A 17,059-nucleotide genomic window follows, 5' to 3' on the forward strand; every position below is an offset into this window, starting at 1 on the left:
CATGACCCCAGCGGACATGCTCGCCGTCGCCGTCGAAGAGGCGCGGATGGGACTCGCCGAAGGCGGAATCCCCATCGGCGCGGCACTCTTCGGCGGCGACGGTTCTTTGTGGGGCCGCGGCCACAACCGCCGCGTGCAGGACGACGACGCGTCCATGCACGCCGAGACCTCCGCGTTCCGGGCCGCTGGGCGCCGCAAGTCCTACCGCGGCACCACCATGGTCACCACGCTGTCGCCCTGCTGGTACTGCAGCGGCCTCGTGCGTCAGTTCGGCATCTCGCACGTCGTGATCGGCGAGGCGCGCACGTTCGTCGGCGGGCACGACTGGCTGGCCGAGCACGGTGTGTCGATCACGCTGCTGGACGACCCCGGGTGTGTGTCCATGATGGAGGAGTTCATCGCCAACCGGCCCGAGCTGTGGCTCGAGGACATCGGCAAGGACTGACCCGGCACACCGGCGTAGCACGGCGAAACACTCGTGACACACGAGTGGATCAAGATTGCCCGGCATGCGGATCGAAGCGGGTGAGCTGCTCCTCCCCGAAGACGTGGTCGCGATCGACGTGCCGATGAGCTGGGCGGGCGAGGTGAGCCACCAGCTGACGTTCGCCGGCCCACTCGGCCCCATCCTCGGCGTCGGCAACCGGTGGCTTTTCCTGGCGCGCTGGGACACGAGACCGCACACGCCGCCGCCGGACGTCCGCTACTGGCGCGACCGGGTGCCCGAAGGGCGCTGGGTGGTGCGGCCGAACGAGACGTTTCCGCTGGTCAGTGTGGTGAGGTGCGCGATTCGCGCGGTCAGCCCGAGTAGCGCTCCACCGCGAGCTCGACGGAGGGCACGATGGTGAACACCGAGTCCAGGCCGGTCGCCTCGATGGGGCGCAGGGGCGCGCGGGTGTCCGCGACCAGGATGAACTCGACGCCCGCGGAGGCGGCGCGTTGCTGACCGACTACCAGGGCCTCGAGGCCGGCCGAACCTAGGAAACGCACGCCGGACAGGTCGATCACCACGGCGCGGTTCGCCTCGACGACGTGTGTGTTGATCGGACTCGTCAGCTCGGCCGTGCTCGTCGTGTCGAGCTCGCCGGACACGTGCAGCACGACGACATCGGTCGCGATCCGGTCTACGACCACGGACGCCAGAGCGGTGGGGTCGGGCACTCCGGGCTCCTTTCCATCAACAACCCACGTTAATCCTGCCGGGCAGCGGTAGCCACCGGCCGCGTAGCGACGAACGCCCGGCGGACCAGGCCTCCATCACGTGCGCGCACAACAGTGCGTGCAATGAATGACATACACCGAAGCCGAACAACACGTCCTCACCGGGTGACATCGCGAGCTGGGCGTACGGGTCGCCCGCCAGGGTCTCGGCCGCGGTGAGGAAGCCGATGAGGGCGTCGACCAGACGCCGGTGCGAGCCGAGCAACGACACGGCGTTCGCGAGGGCCAACGTCGGTGCGGGCATCTCGTCGACCCCCGGCAGCGCGTCGCTGAACAGCACCGAGCCGTAGAAGTCGAGGTCGCGCATCGCCGAGCGGTACGTCCGGCGGGGGCGCCAGAACGACCGGTGCAGCTCCCACTCCGAGAACTGCGCGTCGGTGGACGTGCGCACGGCCGGGGCGTCGACCGCGCCGAGCGCGCGCAGAGCGGTCTCCCAGCGGACCTCCAGGGCGGCGCGGAACTGGGCCAGCGCCGGGTGGCCGTCCCAGCCGGGATGCGCGCCGTCGAAACCGCGGTAGCAGATCCACAGCGACAGCTGCAGGTCGTCGTCCGCCCACACGGGCCGGGTTCCGGTGCTCACGACCAGCGCCGGACGGTCGACGGGCTCGGACCGCAGCAGGGCGGTCAGCGCGGCGCTCGTGTGGCCGCGGGGTGCGGGCAGGCGCATGAGCTACAGGTCCTCACGGGTCTTGGCGATCAGCATGTCCACAAGCGACTCGGCGTCCTTCGCTCGGCGTTGACGGGCCGCGCCACAGCCCTTGTGGCGCAACCACTCCATGTGCCGCTCCACAGTAGACAGTTGATCACGATCCCGCAGGACGGGAGCGCAGTGCTCGATGAGCGTCGCCACGTGTTCGAAGCCGGGGGTCAGCGCGCCGGTGATCGGGTCGGCCAGCAGTCCGTCGACGCCGTCGCGCGCCGCCCGCCAGAACGCCGCGCGCAGCACGGAGTCCTCGACCCATTCCTCGGGCGCGCTGATCACGACGATCGCGCGGATCAGCTCCGCCAGCACGACGGCCTCGTGCGCCTCGATGGGAATGTCCGCCGCCCGCACCTCGACGGTCGGGTGCTTCGCCGACGGCCGGACGTCCCAGTAGACCATCGCCCGGTCGATCAGCGAACCGCACCTGACCAGCGCGTCCACCACGCGGTCGTAGTGCTCGGGCGACGAGAACTCCGGCGGCGGCCCGCTCACCGGCCAGCGCGACCAGATCATCGAACGCCAGCTCGCGTACCCGGTGTCCTCGCCCGCGGCGAACGCCGAGTTCGCGCTCATCGCCAGCAGCACCGGTAACCACGGGCGCAACGCGTTCGACGCGCGGACCGCCTCCGTGCGGTCAGCGACGCCAACGTGCACGTGCAACCCGCACGCGCCCTGGCCGATGATCAGCTTGCGGTGGGAGTACTCGATCCGGTGATAACGCGGGTCGTCCGTACCGGGTGGGGGACCGGCCTCGCCGAGCACCGGCATTCCTGCGGCGACCAACCGGCAGCCGACGGACTCCGCCGCGTCGACGAGCACCCGCCGCGCCGTGCGCACCTGGTGTTCGAGCTCCTCGGGGGTCTCGGCGATCGGGGTCGCGATCTCGATCTGGTACGGGGTGAGCTCGAACTGCACGTCGAACCCCTCGGGAGCGCGCGCCGCGGCGTGGACCTCCTCGGCTCGGCTCACCGGCCGCCGAGTCGCGGGGTCCACCAGCAGGAACTCCTGTTCCACGCCGACCGTGTAGTCGCTCATCGCGAAAGCGGGTACCCGGTGATCATGCGGATGAAACGCAGCGACCCGGCGGGCCCGGGATGGACGAGACGCCGTCGTGGCAAGGGGTTCACGTACCTCGACTCGGCGGGCGACCCACTCGGTGCCAACGATGTCGCGCGGTGCAAGGCGCTCGTGATTCCACCCGCGTGGCGCGAGGTCTGGATCTGCCCCTTCGAGAACGGGCACATCCAGGCCGTCGGCGTCGACGACGCGGGCCGGCGGCAGTACCTGTACCACGAGCGGTGGCGGCAGGAACGCGACGAGGAGAAGTACGACCGCGTGCTGCGCCTGGCACCCAAGCTGCCGGCCTTCCGGGAACAGATCGAGGCGGACATGAAGGGCCGGGGTCGCAAGCGGCGGCTGGCCATCGGTTTGCGCTTGCTCGATCTCGGCATCTTCCGGGTCGGCCACGAGGAGTACGTCGAGGACGGCACCCACGGCGTGGCGACGCTGCTCTGCCGGCACGTGCGGGTCCGGTCGACGAGCGTGTTCTTCTGCTTCCCGGCCAAGAGCGGCGTTGAGGTCGCCCAGGACGTCGACGACCCGGATCTGGCGCGGGCGCTGCGACCGTTGACGCGCGGGCTGGGGGAGGACGACCGCGTGTTCGACCTGACCGCCAACGATCTCAACGACCGGTTCCGCGAGCTGGTCGGCGACGAGTTCTCCGTGAAGGACCTCCGGACCTGGCACGCCACCGTCTACGCCGCCCAAGCGTTTGCGCGCGCGGGCAAACCCAGCAAGCGCGCGGTCAGCCGGGTCATGAAGGAGGTCGCCGAGGAGCTGGGCAACACCCCGGCCGTCGCGCGGAAGTCCTATGTGGATCCACGGCTGGTCGAGCGGTTCGAACGGGGTGAGGTGATCGGGACGCGGGGCGACCCGGAGCGCGCGACGCTCAGGATGCTGAAGCGCTGAGCTTGTCGCACTGTTTCATCCACACGGCGCCCTGCACGGCGGTCATCCCGGCGAACCCGGTCAGCAGGTGCAGCACGTTGCTGGGCACGTTGACGTTGAACACGTTGGTCGCCGGATCGTCGGCGGCGCCGATCCCGAACATGACGAGGTAGAGCCCGGCGAGCAGCACGGCGGCGGTCCCCAGCCGCTTCACCCCCGGCGCGACGATCATGAACGCGACGCCGGTGACGGCGTGCACCAGGTTGGCGAGCGGGTTGACCCGGAGACCCAGCACGGCCGTGTCGGCGTGCCCGGCGAAGTCGGCGAACCCCGTCACGAGGAAGCCGGCGAGGCCCCACAGCAGCAGAAAGCCGCCGGTGCCGAGAGCGAGCACCTGCGGCCAGCGCAGCCGGGAGAAGTTCATGAACTCAGTATTACCATTAGTGTGGCGCCGATCACATCCGAATTCATTCGTCTGCGAACAGGTCGCGACGCAACTGTTCGAGTGACTTCGTGATCAGGCGCGATACGTGCATCTGTGAGATCCCGACCCGGCGCGCGATCTCGGTCTGGGTCATGTGCCCGAAGAACCGCAGCATCACGATCGTGCGCTCGCGGCGGGGGAGCCCGCGCAGCATCGGCTGCAGCGCCTCGTGGATCTCGACACCCTCCAGCGCCGGATCCTCGACCTCGTTGTCCTCCAGCAGGTCGAGCGGTGCGGGGCGGGTGTTGCGCTCGACGCGCAGGCCCTCGTAGACCTCGCGGAGCGGGATGGAGAGGTGCCGGGCGATCTCCGTGGGGGTGGGAGATCGCCCGGTCCGGTGGGTGAGCTCGACCGTCGCGCCGTCGATGGCGTCGCACAGTTCCTTCAACCTGCGCGGTACGCGGATCGCCCAGCACTGATCGCGGAAGTGCCTGCGCACCTCGCCGGTGATCGTCGGCACGGCGAACGACAGGAAGTCGGTCTGCCTGCCGACGTCATATCGGTCGATGGCGTTGAGCAGGCCGACCACCGCGACCTGGGTCAGGTCCTCCAGCGGCTCGCCGCGCTCGGCGAACCGCCGCGCGATGTGCCGCGCGAGCGGCAGGTACTCGCGCACCAGCCGCTCGCGCAGCTCCTGCCTGCATGGCGAGCTGTCCGGCGTGCGCGCCAGCCGTTCGAAGGCGCGCTGTTGGTCGGGCGTCACTCCACGCTCGTCTCAGCTCTGCGGTGGCGGCGAGACGTCACCGCGCCACGCGCCGGTCTCCGAGCCGCGGTTCTCGATGAACTCCTTGAACCTCTTCATGTCCCCGTTGATCCGCTGCTGCACGACGCCGAGCGCCGTGCCCGCCTTCTCGGTCAGCGTGTCGGGGTCGTACTCCATCTGCAGGTGAACGCGGGTGGTCTCGTTGTCGATCCGGTGGAAGGTCACGACGCCGGCCTGCTGCGGACCGTCCGTTGTGCGCCACGCGACTCGTTCGTCGGGGTGCTGCTCGGTGATCTCCGCGTCGAACTCGCGCTGCACGCCACCGATCTTGGTGGTCCAGTGCGTGCGGGTCGGCGTCAGCTGCTGAATGCGCTCGACACCGTCCATGAACGCGGGGAACGACTCGAACTGGGTCCACTGGTTGTAGGCCGTGCTCACCGGGACGTGAACGTCCACCGACTTCTCAATGGTGGTCACGCAAACCTCCTGACTGTCGGTTGCGGTCACCAGAGGGAGTACCCGTGATCAGTCGAACTACACATCGTGTTGAGTCCACAATGGATGGTTACTCTGTGTGGTGAACCAATCGCCATCTGAACATCACAAAACTGCGCAGAGTGGTCGAAACGGCTGTGATCCAGGTCATACTGATCGCCTTCGATCCACGTGGAGGCGCCGGTGCTCGAGGCCAGCAACCTTGAGGTGGTCTACGACGACGTGATGCTGGTGCTCCGAGGCGTGAGCCTGCGGGTGCCCGCCGGGAAGATCGTCGCCCTGCTCGGGGCCAACGGAGCCGGTAAGACGACTCTGTTGCGAGCTCTCTCCGGCCTGCTCGACGTGCACGACGGCAAGGTCACCAAGGGGTCGGTGACGCTCGACGGTGAACCGATCCACCGGCTTCCACCAGCGAAGATAGCGGCATTGGGAGTCAAGCAGGCCCTGGAGGGCAGGCGGATCCTCGCCGAGCTGACCGTCGAGGAGAACCTGCGGGTGGGCGGGCACGTCGCCGCGTCCCGCGTCCGGGAGAACCTCGACCGGATGTACGAGCTGTTCCCGCGGCTGCGCGAGCGGCGAAGACAGTCCGCGGGGTACCTCAGCGGCGGCGAGCAGCAGATGCTCTCGATCGGCCGCGCGCTCATGTCCGACCCGTCCTACCTGCTGCTCGACGAGCCGTCGCTGGGCCTCGCGCCACTGCTCGTGCAGCAGATCCGGGACCTGATCGTGAAGATCAACTCGCTCGGGACGACCGTGTTGCTGGTCGAGCAGAACGCCAGCATGGCGCTGTCGATCGCGGACCACGGGTACGTCATGGAGACCGGCAAGGTCGTGATGGACAAGCCGGCCGCCGAGCTGCTGGCCGACGAGGACGTGCGCGAGTTCTACCTCGGGCTGACCACCGAGTCGTTCCGCTCCGTCAAGCACTACAAGCGGCGGAAGCGGTGGTTGTCGTGAGCGTGGTTCTGGAAGTGTCGAGCATTCGCCTCGCGTTCGAAGGCGTTGTCGCGGTCGACGACGTTTCGTTCAGTGTTGAGCAAGGCGAACTTTTCGCCGTGATCGGGCCGAACGGCGCCGGCAAGACGTCGATCTTCAACGTCCTGTCCGGCGTGTACCGGCCCCAGCAGGGGACCGTGCTCTTCGAAGGACAGTCGCTCGTCGGCATGCGGCCGCACCGGATCGCCGGCCTCGGTCTGGCACGGACGTTCCAGAACATCGAGCTGTTCTCGAACCTGACCGTCGTCGAGAACCTGATGCTCGGGCGGCACAACCACATGCGGTACGGCGCGCTGTCCGCGTTCGTCTGGGCGGGCGGGGCGCGGCGCGAGGAGCTGGCCAACCGCTCCGCGGTCGAGGATGTGATCGACTTCCTGGAGCTCGAGCAGTGGCGCCGGTTCCCGGTCGGGCTGCTGCCGTACGGCGTGCAGAAGCGGGTCGAGCTCGGCCGCGCGCTCGCGATGGAGCCGCGGCTGTTGCTGCTCGACGAGCCGGTGGCCGGCATGAACGTCGAGGAGACCGAGGACATGGCGCGGTTCATCCTCGACATCCGCGAGGAGCTCGGCATCCCGATGGTCATGGTCGAGCACGACATGGGACTGGTCATGGACCTCGCCGACCGCGTGATGGTCATGGACTTCGGCAAGCCGATCCGCACCGGCACGCCGCAGGAGGTCCAGGAGGACCCGGACGTGATCCGGGCGTACCTGGGGGAGCAGCACCGCACCGCCGGAGGTGTCTCGTGACGAAAACCGTCGTGACTCGGGTGCGTGACCGGGCCTCCTCGATGCCGGACCGGGTCGCGTTGCGCGCCAAGGACTTCGGCATCTGGCAGGAGGTGACGTGGGCCCGCTACTGGGCCAATGTCGAACTCGTCGCCCACGCCCTGTTGAAACTCGGAGTCCAACCGGGTGATCGTGTTGCCGTTCACTCAGAGAACCGTCGCGAGTGGCTCTACGCCGACCTCGGCACCGTGGCCGTCCGGGCGATCACCGTCGGGCTGTACCCGACGAACCCGCCGTCCGAGGTCGCCTACCTGCTCGGCCACTCCGGTGCGCGCGTGCTGATCGCCGAGGACCAGGAGCAGGTCGACAAGGTGCTCGCGGTCATCGACGAGCTGCCCGAACTGGAGTGGATCGTCTACCTGGAACCGCGGGGTATCCGGAACCGTTACGAAAACCCGAAGTTGCTCTGGTGGGACGACTTCCTCGCGCTGGGTGCCGCGCACCGCGACGAGTTCCCTGCCGAACTGCCCGCGCGGATGGCCGAAACGTCGCCGGACGACATCATGACGTTGATCTACACGTCCGGCACCACCGGGCCGCCCAAGGGCGCCATGCTGACCGTGGCGAACGTCGAGTTCGCCATCGGCGTCCTGGTGGAGGGCGGTGGGTTCACGTCACCGCCACCGTCCGAAAAGGACATGACGCTGTCGTACCTGCCGCTGTGCCACGTGGCCGAGCGGATCTTCACGACGTGGTTCAGTGCGTCGTCGGGCGTGCAGGTGCACTTCGCGGAGTCGATCGAGACCGTGCAGGCGAACCTGCGCGAGGTGCAGCCGACGATCCTGTTCGGAGTGCCCCGGATCTGGGAGAAGGTCCTGGCGGGGGTGACGATCGGCGTCTCGTCGGCGTCCTGGCTCAAACGGACCTCGACGCGGTTCTGGCTGCGGGTCGCGGACCGGATCGGTGCCGCTCTGGTCGAGTCCGGTGGCAAGCACACCGGTTCGTCTCGACTTCTGTACGGGCTGGGCTGGTTGTTCTGCTTCCGGGCGTTGCGCGCGCGGATCGGGATGCGGCGCGTGCGGTACGCGTCGTCCGGCGCCGCGCCGATCGCGCCCGAGGTGCTGAAGTTCTTCATGGGCATCGGGGTGCCGATGCACGAGGTCTACGGCATGACCGAGAACAGCGCCATCGCCACGGCGAACCGGCCGGGCCGCGTGAAGGTCGGCACGGTCGGCGAGCCGCACGACGGCGTGGAGCTCCGGATCGATCCTGAGACCGGAGAGATCCAGACGCGGCACGCCGGTGTGTTCGCGGGCTACTGGCGTGACACGGAAGCAACTTCCCGTGCCGTGTCGCCGGACGGCTGGTTGCACACCGGCGACGTCGGCGAGTGGGTCGACGGAACGCACGTGAAGATTACCGACCGGATGAAGGACATCATCATCACCGCGGGCGGCAAGAACATCTCGCCGTCCGAACTGGAGAACGCGCTCAAGACCTCGCCGTACATCAAGGAGGCCGTGGTGGTCGGCGACCAGCGCGCGTACCTCACCGCGTTGATCGGCATCGAGTACGAGACGGTCGGGCACTGGGCGCAGCAGCACCGGATTCCGTACACGACCTACCGCGACCTATCCGAGAAACCGGAGGTGCTCAAGCTCGTCCAGGAGATCGTCACCTCGGTCAACTCGCGGTTCGCGTCCGTGGAACAGATCAAGAAGTTCCGCATGTTCCCCAAGGAGCTCGACCACGAGGACGGCGAGCTCACCGCCACCCAGAAGGTGAAACGGTCTGCCCTGCACAAGATGTTCGAGCCGCTGGTGGAGGACATGTATGGGTGAGTTCCTGCAGTCGCTCGTGCGCGGCCTCGGCACCGGGTCGATCTACTCGCTGCTGGCGCTGGGCTTCGTGATCATCTACAAGTCCACGCAGGTGATCAGCTTCGCGCAGCCCGCCTTCATGCTCGCCGGCGCGGTGCTGGTCTCCTATCTGGCTCCGGTAACGGGGTTCTTCGGCGCGGTCGCGGTGGCCGCGGTGATCATCGCGTTCCTGGCGTTGGGTGTGGAACGCACGGTGTTGCGGCCGATGGTCGGCAAGCCGGTGTTCGTGGTCGCGATCATCACGATCGGCGTGGACGTCGTGGTGCGGGTGGTGACGAACGCGTTCATCGGGTTGGAAGTGCGGCAGGTCGGTGATCCCTGGGGACTGTCCACTGTGACTTTCCTCGGGGTCGACGTGCAGTCGCGGTACCTGGTGATGTTCGGGACGACGGCCGTGGTGACCGTCGCGCTGTTCGCGTTCTTCCAGTACTCGCGCGTCGGTCTCGCGATGCGGGCCGTGGCGTACGACCAGGAAGTCGCGCTGGCGCAGGGGATCTCGGTCGGGTCGGTGTTCGCGTTGTCGTGGGCGCTGGCCGGTGGGCTCGCGGCTCTGGCGGGCGTGTTCGTCGCGACCGGTGCCGGGGTCGACCAGCAGCTGTGGATCGTGGCGTTGAAGGCGTTGCCCGCGATCATCCTCGGCGGGCTGGAGTCGTTGGGCGGCGCGGTGATCGGCGGGCTCGCGGTCGGCGTGATCGAGTCTCTTGTCGGTACGTATCAGGGTTCCTTCGCGCCGTGGCTCGGGCCGAACTTCGCTCTTGTGGCGCCGTACGCGTTGATGTTGCTGGTGCTTCTGGTTCGCCCGTACGGGCTGTTCGGCAAGAGGGAGGTCGAGCGGCTGTGAGAGGACGTCCGGAGCTCTACACGTCTTACGCGCAGGACATGGCGTTCCTGAACACGCGGCCGAAACGGATCGCTTCCGGTGCGCTGCTGATCGTGGCTTTGCTGCTGCCGTTCATGATCACCGACGATCTGCTACAGCTGCTCGCGACCGGGTTCGTGGCGGCGATCGGCGCGATCGGGCTGAACATCGTGACCGGATACGCGGGTCAGGTGTCGCTGGGCCACGCGTTCTTCCTCGCGATCGGTGCGTACACGGGTGCGGCGCTGTCCGGGAACCCGAACGGCCGGGTGATCGGGTTCGGCATCACGTCGTTGCCGATCTGGTTGCTGGCCTCAGGATTGGTGGCGGCGTTGTTCGGCGTGCTGGTCGCGCCGCTGGCCGTGCGGTTGCGCGGGTTGTATCTCGCGATCGTGACGCTGGGCCTGGTCTTCCTGGGAGACCACGTCTTCCGGGAGTGGACCGAGCTGACGGGTGGGCCCGGTGTCGGCCGTCCCGCCGCGGTCCCGGAGTTGTTCGGTGTCAGGCTCGATCGCAACAGTGCCTTTTTGACGGGCCCGCAGCAGCTGTACCTGTTGATGTTCGTGCTGCTGGTGATCTTCGGTGTGCTGGCGCGGAACCTGGTCCGGTCGCGGATCGGCCGGGCGTTCGCGGCGGTGCGCGACCGTGACCTGGCCGCGTCGGTGATCGGCGTGGACCTGACGAAGTACAAGGTGCTCGCGTTCGCGATCTCGTCGTTCTACGCGGGTGTCGCGGGCGCGTTGTTGTTCGTGGTGAACGGGTTCTTCGATCCTGGCTCGTTCAGCTTGTTGTTGTCCGTGCAGTACATCGCGATGGTGCTCATTGGCGGCGCGGGCACCATCTCGGGCGCGATCATGGGTGCCCTGTTCATCACGTTGCTGCCACGCATCACCAGGGAGCTGCCCGCGGTGCTGCCGTTCATCAGTGGCGACGCCACCGGGAACTTCACGGTCTTCCAGCTGGAGGCCGTGCTGTACGGGGTGCTGCTGATCGTGTTCCTGATCGTCGAACCACGTGGGTTGTTCGGCATCTGGGTGCGTGTCCGCAACTACTGGCGCACCTGGCCGTTCTCGTACTGAGCAAAGGGAGAAAGCCCATGTCCCCCAGTCGATTGGCGGCAGTGTTCGTCGCGCTGCTCGCACTGGCTTCCTGTCGAAGTGGTGACGGCGCCCAACCCAATGAGGGTAAGGGCGGCATCAAGGTCGACGCCGGCGTCACTTCGGAAGCGTGTCCTCAGGCCAAAGACAAGTCCAAGGGCTGTATCTACCTAGGTACCATCTCGGACCTGACTGAAGGTCCATTCAAGACTCTCGCGGTACCGATCACCGACGCGCAGAAGGCGTTCTGGAAGCGCGTGAACGACCAGGGCGGCATCGGCGGCTACGAGATCGACGTGACGACGTACGTCAAGGACAACAAGTACAACCCGCAGATCCACAACCAGGTCTACCAGGAGATCAAGCCGAAGGTGCTGGCGCTGACCCAGACCCTGGGCTCGCCGACGACCGCGGCGATCCTGCCGGACCTGCAGAACACCTCGCTGGTGTCCGTGCCCGCGTCGTGGACATCGTTGTGGGGCCACGAAGAGGTCGTGCTGGAGTCCGGCACGAACTACTGCATCGAGTCGATGAACTCGGTCGACTACGCGGTGGACAAGATGGGCGTCAAGTCCGTCATGGCCGTGCACTTGGCCGGTGACTACGGCGACGACGCCGCCGCGGGCACCAAGCGCGCCGCCGAGAAGCGCGGCCTGAAGTTCACCGACGTCAAGACCCAGACGGGTCAGGACAACCAGGGCGGCGCGATCGACGCCATCGTGTCCGGCAAGCCGGACCTGGTGATCCTCACCACCGGCCCGACCGACGCGGCCGTGATCGTCGGCCAGACCGCCGCGCGCGGCTTCACCGGCCGCTTCATCGGCACGTCGCCGACGTGGAACCCAGGGCTCCTGAAATCGCCGGCCGCGCCCGCGATCAAGGCGCTGTACATGCAGTCCGCGCCGTGGAAGGCGTGGAACACCGAGTCCGTCGGCCACACCGCTATGCGCGCGGCCCTGCCCGGTGTGACGCCGAATGACGGTTACACCGCGGGCTGGGTGTGGGCGTACCCGTTGAAGGCAGCGCTGCAGAAGGCCGTCGACAACAAGGACCTCACGCGTTCGGGATTGCTGAACGCCGTTCGACAGCTCGACTCGGTCGACTACGAGGGAATGTTGCCGGCCGGTGCGGGCAAGCAGAAGGGCAAGCCCGACGAGAACGTCGTCCGACAGTCGTTGATCTACCGCCCGGATGACGGCGCTCCCACGGGTGTCACCCTGGTGGAGGATTTCTTCACCGGGTCCACCGCGAAGGACTTCAAGTTCGAGAAGCCCTGTTACCAGTGAACGTCACGGGGAGCCACCGGTGTGAGGTGGCTCCCTTTCGTTCCCGCGAACGGGTGAGTTGAGCTGGCCGTCGTTTGATCGCGAAGAGTACGTTGACGTTCGTGCATGTCGAGATCCGTCGTGCGACTGGTGGGTTACGGCTCTTCTTCCGCGAACCGGCTGCTCCGCAGTGGAGCGCCAGGTTGCCGTACCCGCGAGCCGGCCAATTGATCGAAGCCATCAACGGCGCTTGTCCCTGCTCCGTCCCGGAGTTCCGCTACGAGCCTCTCGCCGCGGGCGAGGCGACTCTGGTGTGCGGTGCGTCCGAGGTTCTGCTGGACGCTCTCGACGTGGAGACATTGCGGGACTCGTTACGCGCGCACATGCCGGACCGGATGAGGCCGCTGCCGGGTTAGAGCGGCGCGGGGGAGTTCGCCTCGGGGACCAGGACGCTGGGCGTTCCGGTGCCGTCGGCTGGCACGGCCCACACGTCGTTGACGCCGTCGCTGCGCTGCATGCCGTAGGCGATCGTGTGGTCGTCCAGCCACGCCGGCTGGTCGTCGACACTGCGGGTCTCCGCCGTCGCGGTGACCTTCTTGGTGTCGAGGTCGAGGACGCTCAGGCGCCAGCCCTTCTGTGGGTCGCCGTCGACCGCCGCCTTGTACGCGATGCGCTTGCCGTTCGGCGACAGCGAAGGGCATTCGACATTGTCGAACAGTTGCTTCGTTGTGCGCGCCGCGAAGTCGCCTTCGATCAGAAATCGGTGGCCCCCGGTCGACATTGTCGCGTAGAACCGGTTGTCGTCGTCGGCGAACGTGACGCCCCAGTAGTTGGTGTCGGTCGCCTGGTCGGGCGTGAGTTCTTCGAGACTCCTGACGAGCGTGCCGGTCTTCGTGTCGAGGATGCCCGCGCTGGTGGAGAAACCGTTGGCGGCGTAGGAATGCCCGTCGACGAACAGCGTCCACGCGACCATGCGCCCGCTCTTCGACACGCGGGCGCGGTTGGGGAACCCGGTCAGCGGGATCGTGCGCTGCTCCTTGAGGTTCGCGTCGAGCACGGCCAACTCGCCGGCCTTGAGCGCGCCCACCGGCCGCAGGCACGCGATCGTGCCGCCCGACGCGTACGCGCGGTCACAGCGCTGGTCGGTGATGTCGCGCGGACCGCCGGGATCTTGTCGGTTGACCGTGGAGAGCCGGCCGTTGCTGAGCACCATGAGCTGTTGCCCGGTGACTTTGACGGAGTCCGCGGTCGCCTTCGGGCCGGCGTTCAGCTTGGTGTAGCCGATGGCGACGGCCGCCAGGAGGACGGCCGACACCACGGCGATCACGATCTTCACTTGGTGCTCCTCAGCAGGGCCGCGGTGGCGGTTGCCGCTACGACCACGGCGGCCGCGGCGATCCGGGTCGCGGTCTCCGGTCCCCAGAACTGCCACGCGAGCCCGAAAAGCACGCTCGAACCGAGATAGGCGAGTGCCTGTCCACTTTGGATCAGCGCGATTCCGGTGGTGCGCAGGCGTTCCGGCAGCACCGGTCCCGCCAGCGCCATCAGCACGCCGTCCGTGGCCGCGTAGAAGACGCCGTAGAGGGCGATGACCATGACGACCAACGGCCAGCCGGTAATCGGGCCGTGGATCAGGAGATACGCGACGGCCAGCGCGCCGTAGCCGCAGAGCAGCATCTTCTTACGGCCGATGCGGTCGGCGAGCGCGCCGAGCGGTGCCGCGAGCAGCAGGTAGCCGAGGCTGGTGCCGACCGCGAGCAGCGGGAACCAGCCGATGGTGAGGTTCTCGCGCTTCTGGATGAGCAGGTAGACGAACCCGTCACCGATGGTCGCCATGCCTAGGATGCTCGCGGCGAGAACGAGTTTCTGAACCTTGCGATCCCTGAGCAGACCGAGTTTGAGGCGTTCCTTCGGTGCGGTGACGGCTTGCTTGTCCTGGACGAAGAGGATCAGGACGATGACGCCGAGCGTCGCGATGCAGAAGCTCGTGACGAACACCGAGTCGAACTGCTGGTTCGCCGCGGCGAGCACCGCGAGCGCCACGAGTGGTCCGGCGAACGCGCCGATGCCGTCCATGGCGCGATGCACGCCGAACGCGCGGCCGAGGTCCTTCTCCGGTGTGGACAGGGTGATGAGCGCGTCGCGTGGTGCGGTCCGCAGGCCCTTGCCCGCGCGGTCCGCGGTGATCACGAGGCCGAGGACGGTGGTGGCGTTGCCCGCGGCGAGCAGTCCTAGTTTGGCGACGGCGGAGAGCGCGTATCCGGTGCCCGCCACGGCTTTTCGCTTGGTGGTGCGATCGGCGACGTACCCGCCGACCAGACGCAGGAGTGTGGTGGCGCCGGTGTAGAGGCCGTCGATCACGCCGTACGCGGCGGGGCTGAGCTGGAGTCCGATGACGAGGTACAGCGGCAGGATCGACGCGACCATCTCCGACGACACGTCGGTGATCAGGCTGACCGTGCCGAGCGCGAAGACGTTGCCGCTGATGCCCTTCCAGTTGGTGGTCTTCGGCTTGTCCAATGTGGATAGATACACGCGGCGGCTCCTCCGGGGAACCGTGCCCCCGTTGGTCCGGGGGCACGGCAGCGGGTGTCAGTGACAGTTGGTGGTGCCGCTGTCGGAGTAGCTCTTGCCCGCCTCGGGGACGAACTGCCAGTCGAAACTGTTGCTGTGCAAGGTGAACTTCAGGACGCCGTAGGTGTCGCTGTTGCGCGCCTCGCTGTTGGGCTGGATGGTGCCGAAGGAGTAGTGGCTGGCGCCGCCCATGCCCGCGACGAAGCTGCGGATGCCGCGTGCGGTGTCGAGGCCGCCGGTCGGGTTCATCGGTGCGAACCGCTCGTACTGGTGGTTGTGCCCGGTGATCACCAGGTCGGCGTTGAAGTCGTACAACGCCTGGAAGAGCGGCCGGGTCGAGGTGGACGGCGCGTGGTTGGCGCCGCTGGTGTACAGCGGGTGGTGCCAGTACGCCGCGGTGCAGGGTTTGGTGCTGGCGGCGAGGTCCTGGCGCAGCCACTGCTCCTGCGCGGAACCGGCGGCCATGCTGATGTTGGAGTTGAGGCTGACGATGTGCCAGTTGCCGAGGTCGTAGGAGTAGTAGCCGTTGGCGCCGGCCACTGAGCCGAAGTAGTTGAAGTAACCGGAGGCGCCGCTGGTGTTGTAGTCGTGGTTACCGGGCGACGGCTTGGTACGCGCCTTGTGCCGGCCCCAAGTCGGGTTGTAGTAGGTGTTGAACTCCGTGGTGGTGCCGCTGTCGTAGACGTTGTCGCCCGCGGTGAACACCGTGCCCTGGATGTTGTCCAGGAGCGCCGCGGTGGCGCTGTCGCCGGAACCGGAGTTCGAGATGTCGCCCGCGCCCACGAGCACGGGGTCGCCGCTCGGCGGAGGCGTCGTGGTCGTCGTCGTGGTGCCGGTGGTGATCACCAGCTGCGGCGCGGTGGTGCCGCTTTCCCGGGAGTCGTAGTCGGCACCGTCACTGCTGGTGCTGGTGATGCCGAACGAGAACGTGCCGTTCGCGCTGACCTGGCTCGTGACGTCGACCTCGTACCAGGCGTTGCGCGCGACGCTGCCCAGGGTGCTGATCGTGGCCCCGTCGATCGCGGGCTGGTTGTTCCAGGTGACGCCGGTTTCCGACCACGCGGTGTCGGTCAGCGTCCTGAACGTGCCCCCGTTGGAGCTCTGGGAGCCCGCGACGTCGTCGGTGTGGAGACGCAGCTTGGCGCTCGTCACCGTGCCGCTGACGTTGGTGACGTTGAACTTGAGGAACGTCCGCTTGATCGGCGAGTTGTCCACGCCCAGCTGACCGGACGTGCCGAAGTTCGTTGAGGTTGCGGAGTTGTCGACGTAGGTGTCGGCGGTGGGGGTGAAGGTGGTGGCGGCGGCTTGGCTGTTCGAAGCGATCACGGTGATGGTGGTGGCGGTGAGCACGGCGGCGGCCAGCGTGGGGAGCAGGACCCTACGACCTAACATGCCTGTTCGCTTCCTGTTGCCGGACAAGGGCGACGGAGACGGTGACAGCTCCCGATGATCGCACGGGGGACCTGCGGTGAACACGCGGCGAACTGTCCGGGCTTCGCCCGTTCGGACTCAGAATCGATTTACCGTGTATCTGCCGCGGTTGCCGCTCCTCATGTCCGGCATGTTGGAGGTCCGCTCTCCGCGCTGGCAGTCGGCCGGCGCGTCGCTGGTCGTGCCCGTCGAGTCGTATGCGGGTGCGGGGATCGCAGAGATCCGGTCGCTCACCGATGTCATGGGTTCGGCGGCGCACGCCGTCGGCGCCGGCGCGCGGCGGATCCGCGTTTTTCCCGTGGGAGCCGATGCCGTCGACCTGATTCGGGCTTCGGTGTTCGTGCGGCGGATCGCCGAGGAGTACGCCGTCGACGTCGAGTTCTCGGTCACGACCCGCGCGGCGCTGTTGACGCGCCAGGAGTCGTTTTTGCGAACCTCACCGCTGGTCGTCGAGGCGGATGGAACCGTGGTGCCTTTGTGTGCCGGGATTTCGCGGCGGTACGCGCTCGGTTCGCTGGCGGATTCGCCGCTTTCGGATTTGGTCGCCGCCTGGGATCCGGAGCCGGTGCTGGAACTGTGCCGGGCGGCGTGGCGGCGGGCAGTGGAGCAACCGGGACCGCTGATCTCCTGGCACGACCACCTTTTGCAGGCGTCCACGGAAGCCGAAATCGCCTGCTGA

20 protein-coding genes are annotated in these 17,059 nt (G+C 67.5%); 11 read left to right on the forward strand and 9 right to left on the reverse strand.

Annotated features, from left to right (window positions below; all coding sequences use genetic code 11):
* Window position 1 precedes the first annotated feature (1 nt).
* Together QSK35_RS33705 and QSK35_RS33710 are read left to right on the forward strand one after the other, a co-directional pair.
* The gene (locus QSK35_RS33705) at window positions 2-445 is read left to right on the forward strand and encodes a nucleoside deaminase (RefSeq protein ID WP_285751710.1); all 444 of its coding nucleotides are present in this window, start codon (window positions 2-4) and stop codon (window positions 443-445) included.
* A 64-nt stretch (window positions 446-509) separates the two neighbouring features.
* Window positions 510-848, forward strand: a complete 339-nt coding sequence (locus QSK35_RS33710; RefSeq protein WP_285751711.1) for a hypothetical protein — start codon at window positions 510-512, stop codon at window positions 846-848.
* Here the strand turns inward: QSK35_RS33710 and QSK35_RS33715 are convergent.
* Genes QSK35_RS33715 through QSK35_RS33725 form a run of 3 tightly spaced genes read right to left on the reverse strand, consistent with a single transcriptional unit; the run spans window position 799 to window position 2,959 of the window.
* Window positions 799-1,161 carry an STAS domain-containing protein gene (locus tag QSK35_RS33715; RefSeq protein WP_285751712.1) on the reverse strand — a complete coding sequence of 121 codons (363 nt, stop codon included), beginning with the start codon at window positions 1,159-1,161 and terminating at the stop codon, window positions 799-801. The genes QSK35_RS33710 and QSK35_RS33715 overlap by 50 nt on opposite strands.
* A 16-nt stretch (window positions 1,162-1,177) precedes the next feature.
* Window positions 1,178-1,888 carry a heme oxygenase-like domain-containing protein gene (locus QSK35_RS33720; RefSeq protein ID WP_285751713.1) on the reverse strand — a complete coding sequence of 237 codons (711 nt, stop codon included), beginning with the start codon at window positions 1,886-1,888 and terminating at the stop codon, window positions 1,178-1,180.
* A 3-nt stretch (window positions 1,889-1,891) separates the two neighbouring features.
* Window positions 1,892-2,959, reverse strand: coding sequence for a carboxylate-amine ligase (locus tag QSK35_RS33725; protein ID WP_285751714.1), 1,068 nt, complete (start codon window positions 2,957-2,959; stop codon window positions 1,892-1,894).
* 24 nt (window positions 2,960-2,983) lie between these two features.
* Between QSK35_RS33725 and QSK35_RS33730 the strand changes: the two genes are divergently transcribed.
* Window positions 2,984-3,892 (forward strand): DNA topoisomerase IB, encoded by a 909-nt coding sequence (locus QSK35_RS33730; protein ID WP_285751715.1) that lies wholly within the window; start codon window positions 2,984-2,986, stop codon window positions 3,890-3,892.
* Here QSK35_RS33730 and QSK35_RS33735 read toward each other — a convergent pair.
* The 3 genes from QSK35_RS33735 to QSK35_RS33745 are packed head-to-tail and all read right to left on the reverse strand — an operon-like array spanning window position 3,873 to window position 5,535.
* Entirely contained in the window at window positions 3,873-4,295 is a 423-nt protein-coding gene (locus tag QSK35_RS33735; RefSeq protein ID WP_285751716.1) for a DUF4383 domain-containing protein, read from the reverse strand. The genes QSK35_RS33730 and QSK35_RS33735 overlap by 20 nt on opposite strands.
* Window positions 4,296-4,338: 43 nt before the next feature.
* Window positions 4,339-5,058, reverse strand: coding sequence for a SigB/SigF/SigG family RNA polymerase sigma factor (locus tag QSK35_RS33740; protein WP_285751717.1), 720 nt, complete (start codon window positions 5,056-5,058; stop codon window positions 4,339-4,341).
* 12 nt (window positions 5,059-5,070) lie between these two features.
* Window positions 5,071-5,535, reverse strand: a complete 465-nt coding sequence (locus tag QSK35_RS33745; protein WP_285751718.1) for an SRPBCC family protein — start codon at window positions 5,533-5,535, stop codon at window positions 5,071-5,073.
* Window positions 5,536-5,736: 201 nt separating this feature from the next.
* Between QSK35_RS33745 and QSK35_RS33750 the strand changes: the two genes are divergently transcribed.
* The 7 genes from QSK35_RS33750 to QSK35_RS33780 all read left to right on the forward strand — a co-directional run bounded on the left by QSK35_RS33750 (window position 5,737) and on the right by QSK35_RS33780 (window position 12,791).
* The gene (locus tag QSK35_RS33750) at window positions 5,737-6,510 is read left to right on the forward strand and encodes an ABC transporter ATP-binding protein (RefSeq protein ID WP_285751719.1); all 774 of its coding nucleotides are present in this window, start codon (window positions 5,737-5,739) and stop codon (window positions 6,508-6,510) included.
* Window positions 6,507-7,295, forward strand: a complete 789-nt coding sequence (locus QSK35_RS33755) for an ABC transporter ATP-binding protein (protein WP_285751720.1) — start codon at window positions 6,507-6,509, stop codon at window positions 7,293-7,295. Before QSK35_RS33750 ends, QSK35_RS33755 begins: the two co-directional genes overlap by 4 nt.
* Window positions 7,292-9,115: an AMP-dependent synthetase/ligase gene (locus QSK35_RS33760; RefSeq protein ID WP_285751721.1), complete on the forward strand. Its 1,824-nt coding sequence runs from the start codon at window positions 7,292-7,294 to the stop codon at window positions 9,113-9,115. Before QSK35_RS33755 ends, QSK35_RS33760 begins: the two co-directional genes overlap by 4 nt.
* Entirely contained in the window at window positions 9,108-9,995 is an 888-nt protein-coding gene (locus QSK35_RS33765) for a branched-chain amino acid ABC transporter permease (RefSeq protein WP_285751722.1), read from the forward strand. The genes QSK35_RS33760 and QSK35_RS33765 overlap by 8 nt, the downstream gene beginning before the upstream one ends.
* Window positions 9,992-11,092 carry a branched-chain amino acid ABC transporter permease gene (locus tag QSK35_RS33770; protein ID WP_285751723.1) on the forward strand — a complete coding sequence of 367 codons (1,101 nt, stop codon included), beginning with the start codon at window positions 9,992-9,994 and terminating at the stop codon, window positions 11,090-11,092. Before QSK35_RS33765 ends, QSK35_RS33770 begins: the two co-directional genes overlap by 4 nt.
* Window positions 11,093-11,109: 17 nt before the next feature.
* Window positions 11,110-12,396, forward strand: coding sequence for an ABC transporter substrate-binding protein (locus tag QSK35_RS33775; protein ID WP_285751724.1), 1,287 nt, complete (start codon window positions 11,110-11,112; stop codon window positions 12,394-12,396).
* 101 nt (window positions 12,397-12,497) lie between these two features.
* On the forward strand, window positions 12,498-12,791 hold the full coding sequence (locus QSK35_RS33780; protein WP_285751725.1) for a hypothetical protein: 294 nt from the start codon (window positions 12,498-12,500) through the stop codon (window positions 12,789-12,791).
* Here the strand turns inward: QSK35_RS33780 and QSK35_RS33785 are convergent.
* From QSK35_RS33785 to QSK35_RS33795, 3 genes are read right to left on the reverse strand one after another with little or no spacing between them, the layout of a single operon-like run.
* Entirely contained in the window at window positions 12,788-13,711 is a 924-nt protein-coding gene (locus tag QSK35_RS33785) for a TolB-like translocation protein (protein WP_285751726.1), read from the reverse strand. The genes QSK35_RS33780 and QSK35_RS33785 overlap by 4 nt on opposite strands.
* Window positions 13,708-14,910, reverse strand: a complete 1,203-nt coding sequence (locus QSK35_RS33790) for an MFS transporter (RefSeq protein WP_285751727.1) — start codon at window positions 14,908-14,910, stop codon at window positions 13,708-13,710. Before QSK35_RS33790 ends, QSK35_RS33785 begins: the two co-directional genes overlap by 4 nt.
* Window positions 14,911-14,967: 57 nt before the next feature.
* Window positions 14,968-16,341, reverse strand: coding sequence for a CBM96 family carbohydrate-binding protein (locus QSK35_RS33795; protein ID WP_285751728.1), 1,374 nt, complete (start codon window positions 16,339-16,341; stop codon window positions 14,968-14,970).
* A 160-nt stretch (window positions 16,342-16,501) separates the two neighbouring features.
* Here QSK35_RS33795 and QSK35_RS33800 point away from each other — a divergent pair, with 160 nt between their 5' ends.
* Window positions 16,502-17,059 (forward strand): hypothetical protein, encoded by a 558-nt coding sequence (locus tag QSK35_RS33800; RefSeq protein ID WP_285751729.1) that lies wholly within the window; start codon window positions 16,502-16,504, stop codon window positions 17,057-17,059.

The organism is Lentzea sp. NBRC 105346, assembly GCF_030269605.1.
GTDB lineage: Bacteria > Actinomycetota > Actinomycetes > Mycobacteriales > Pseudonocardiaceae > Lentzea.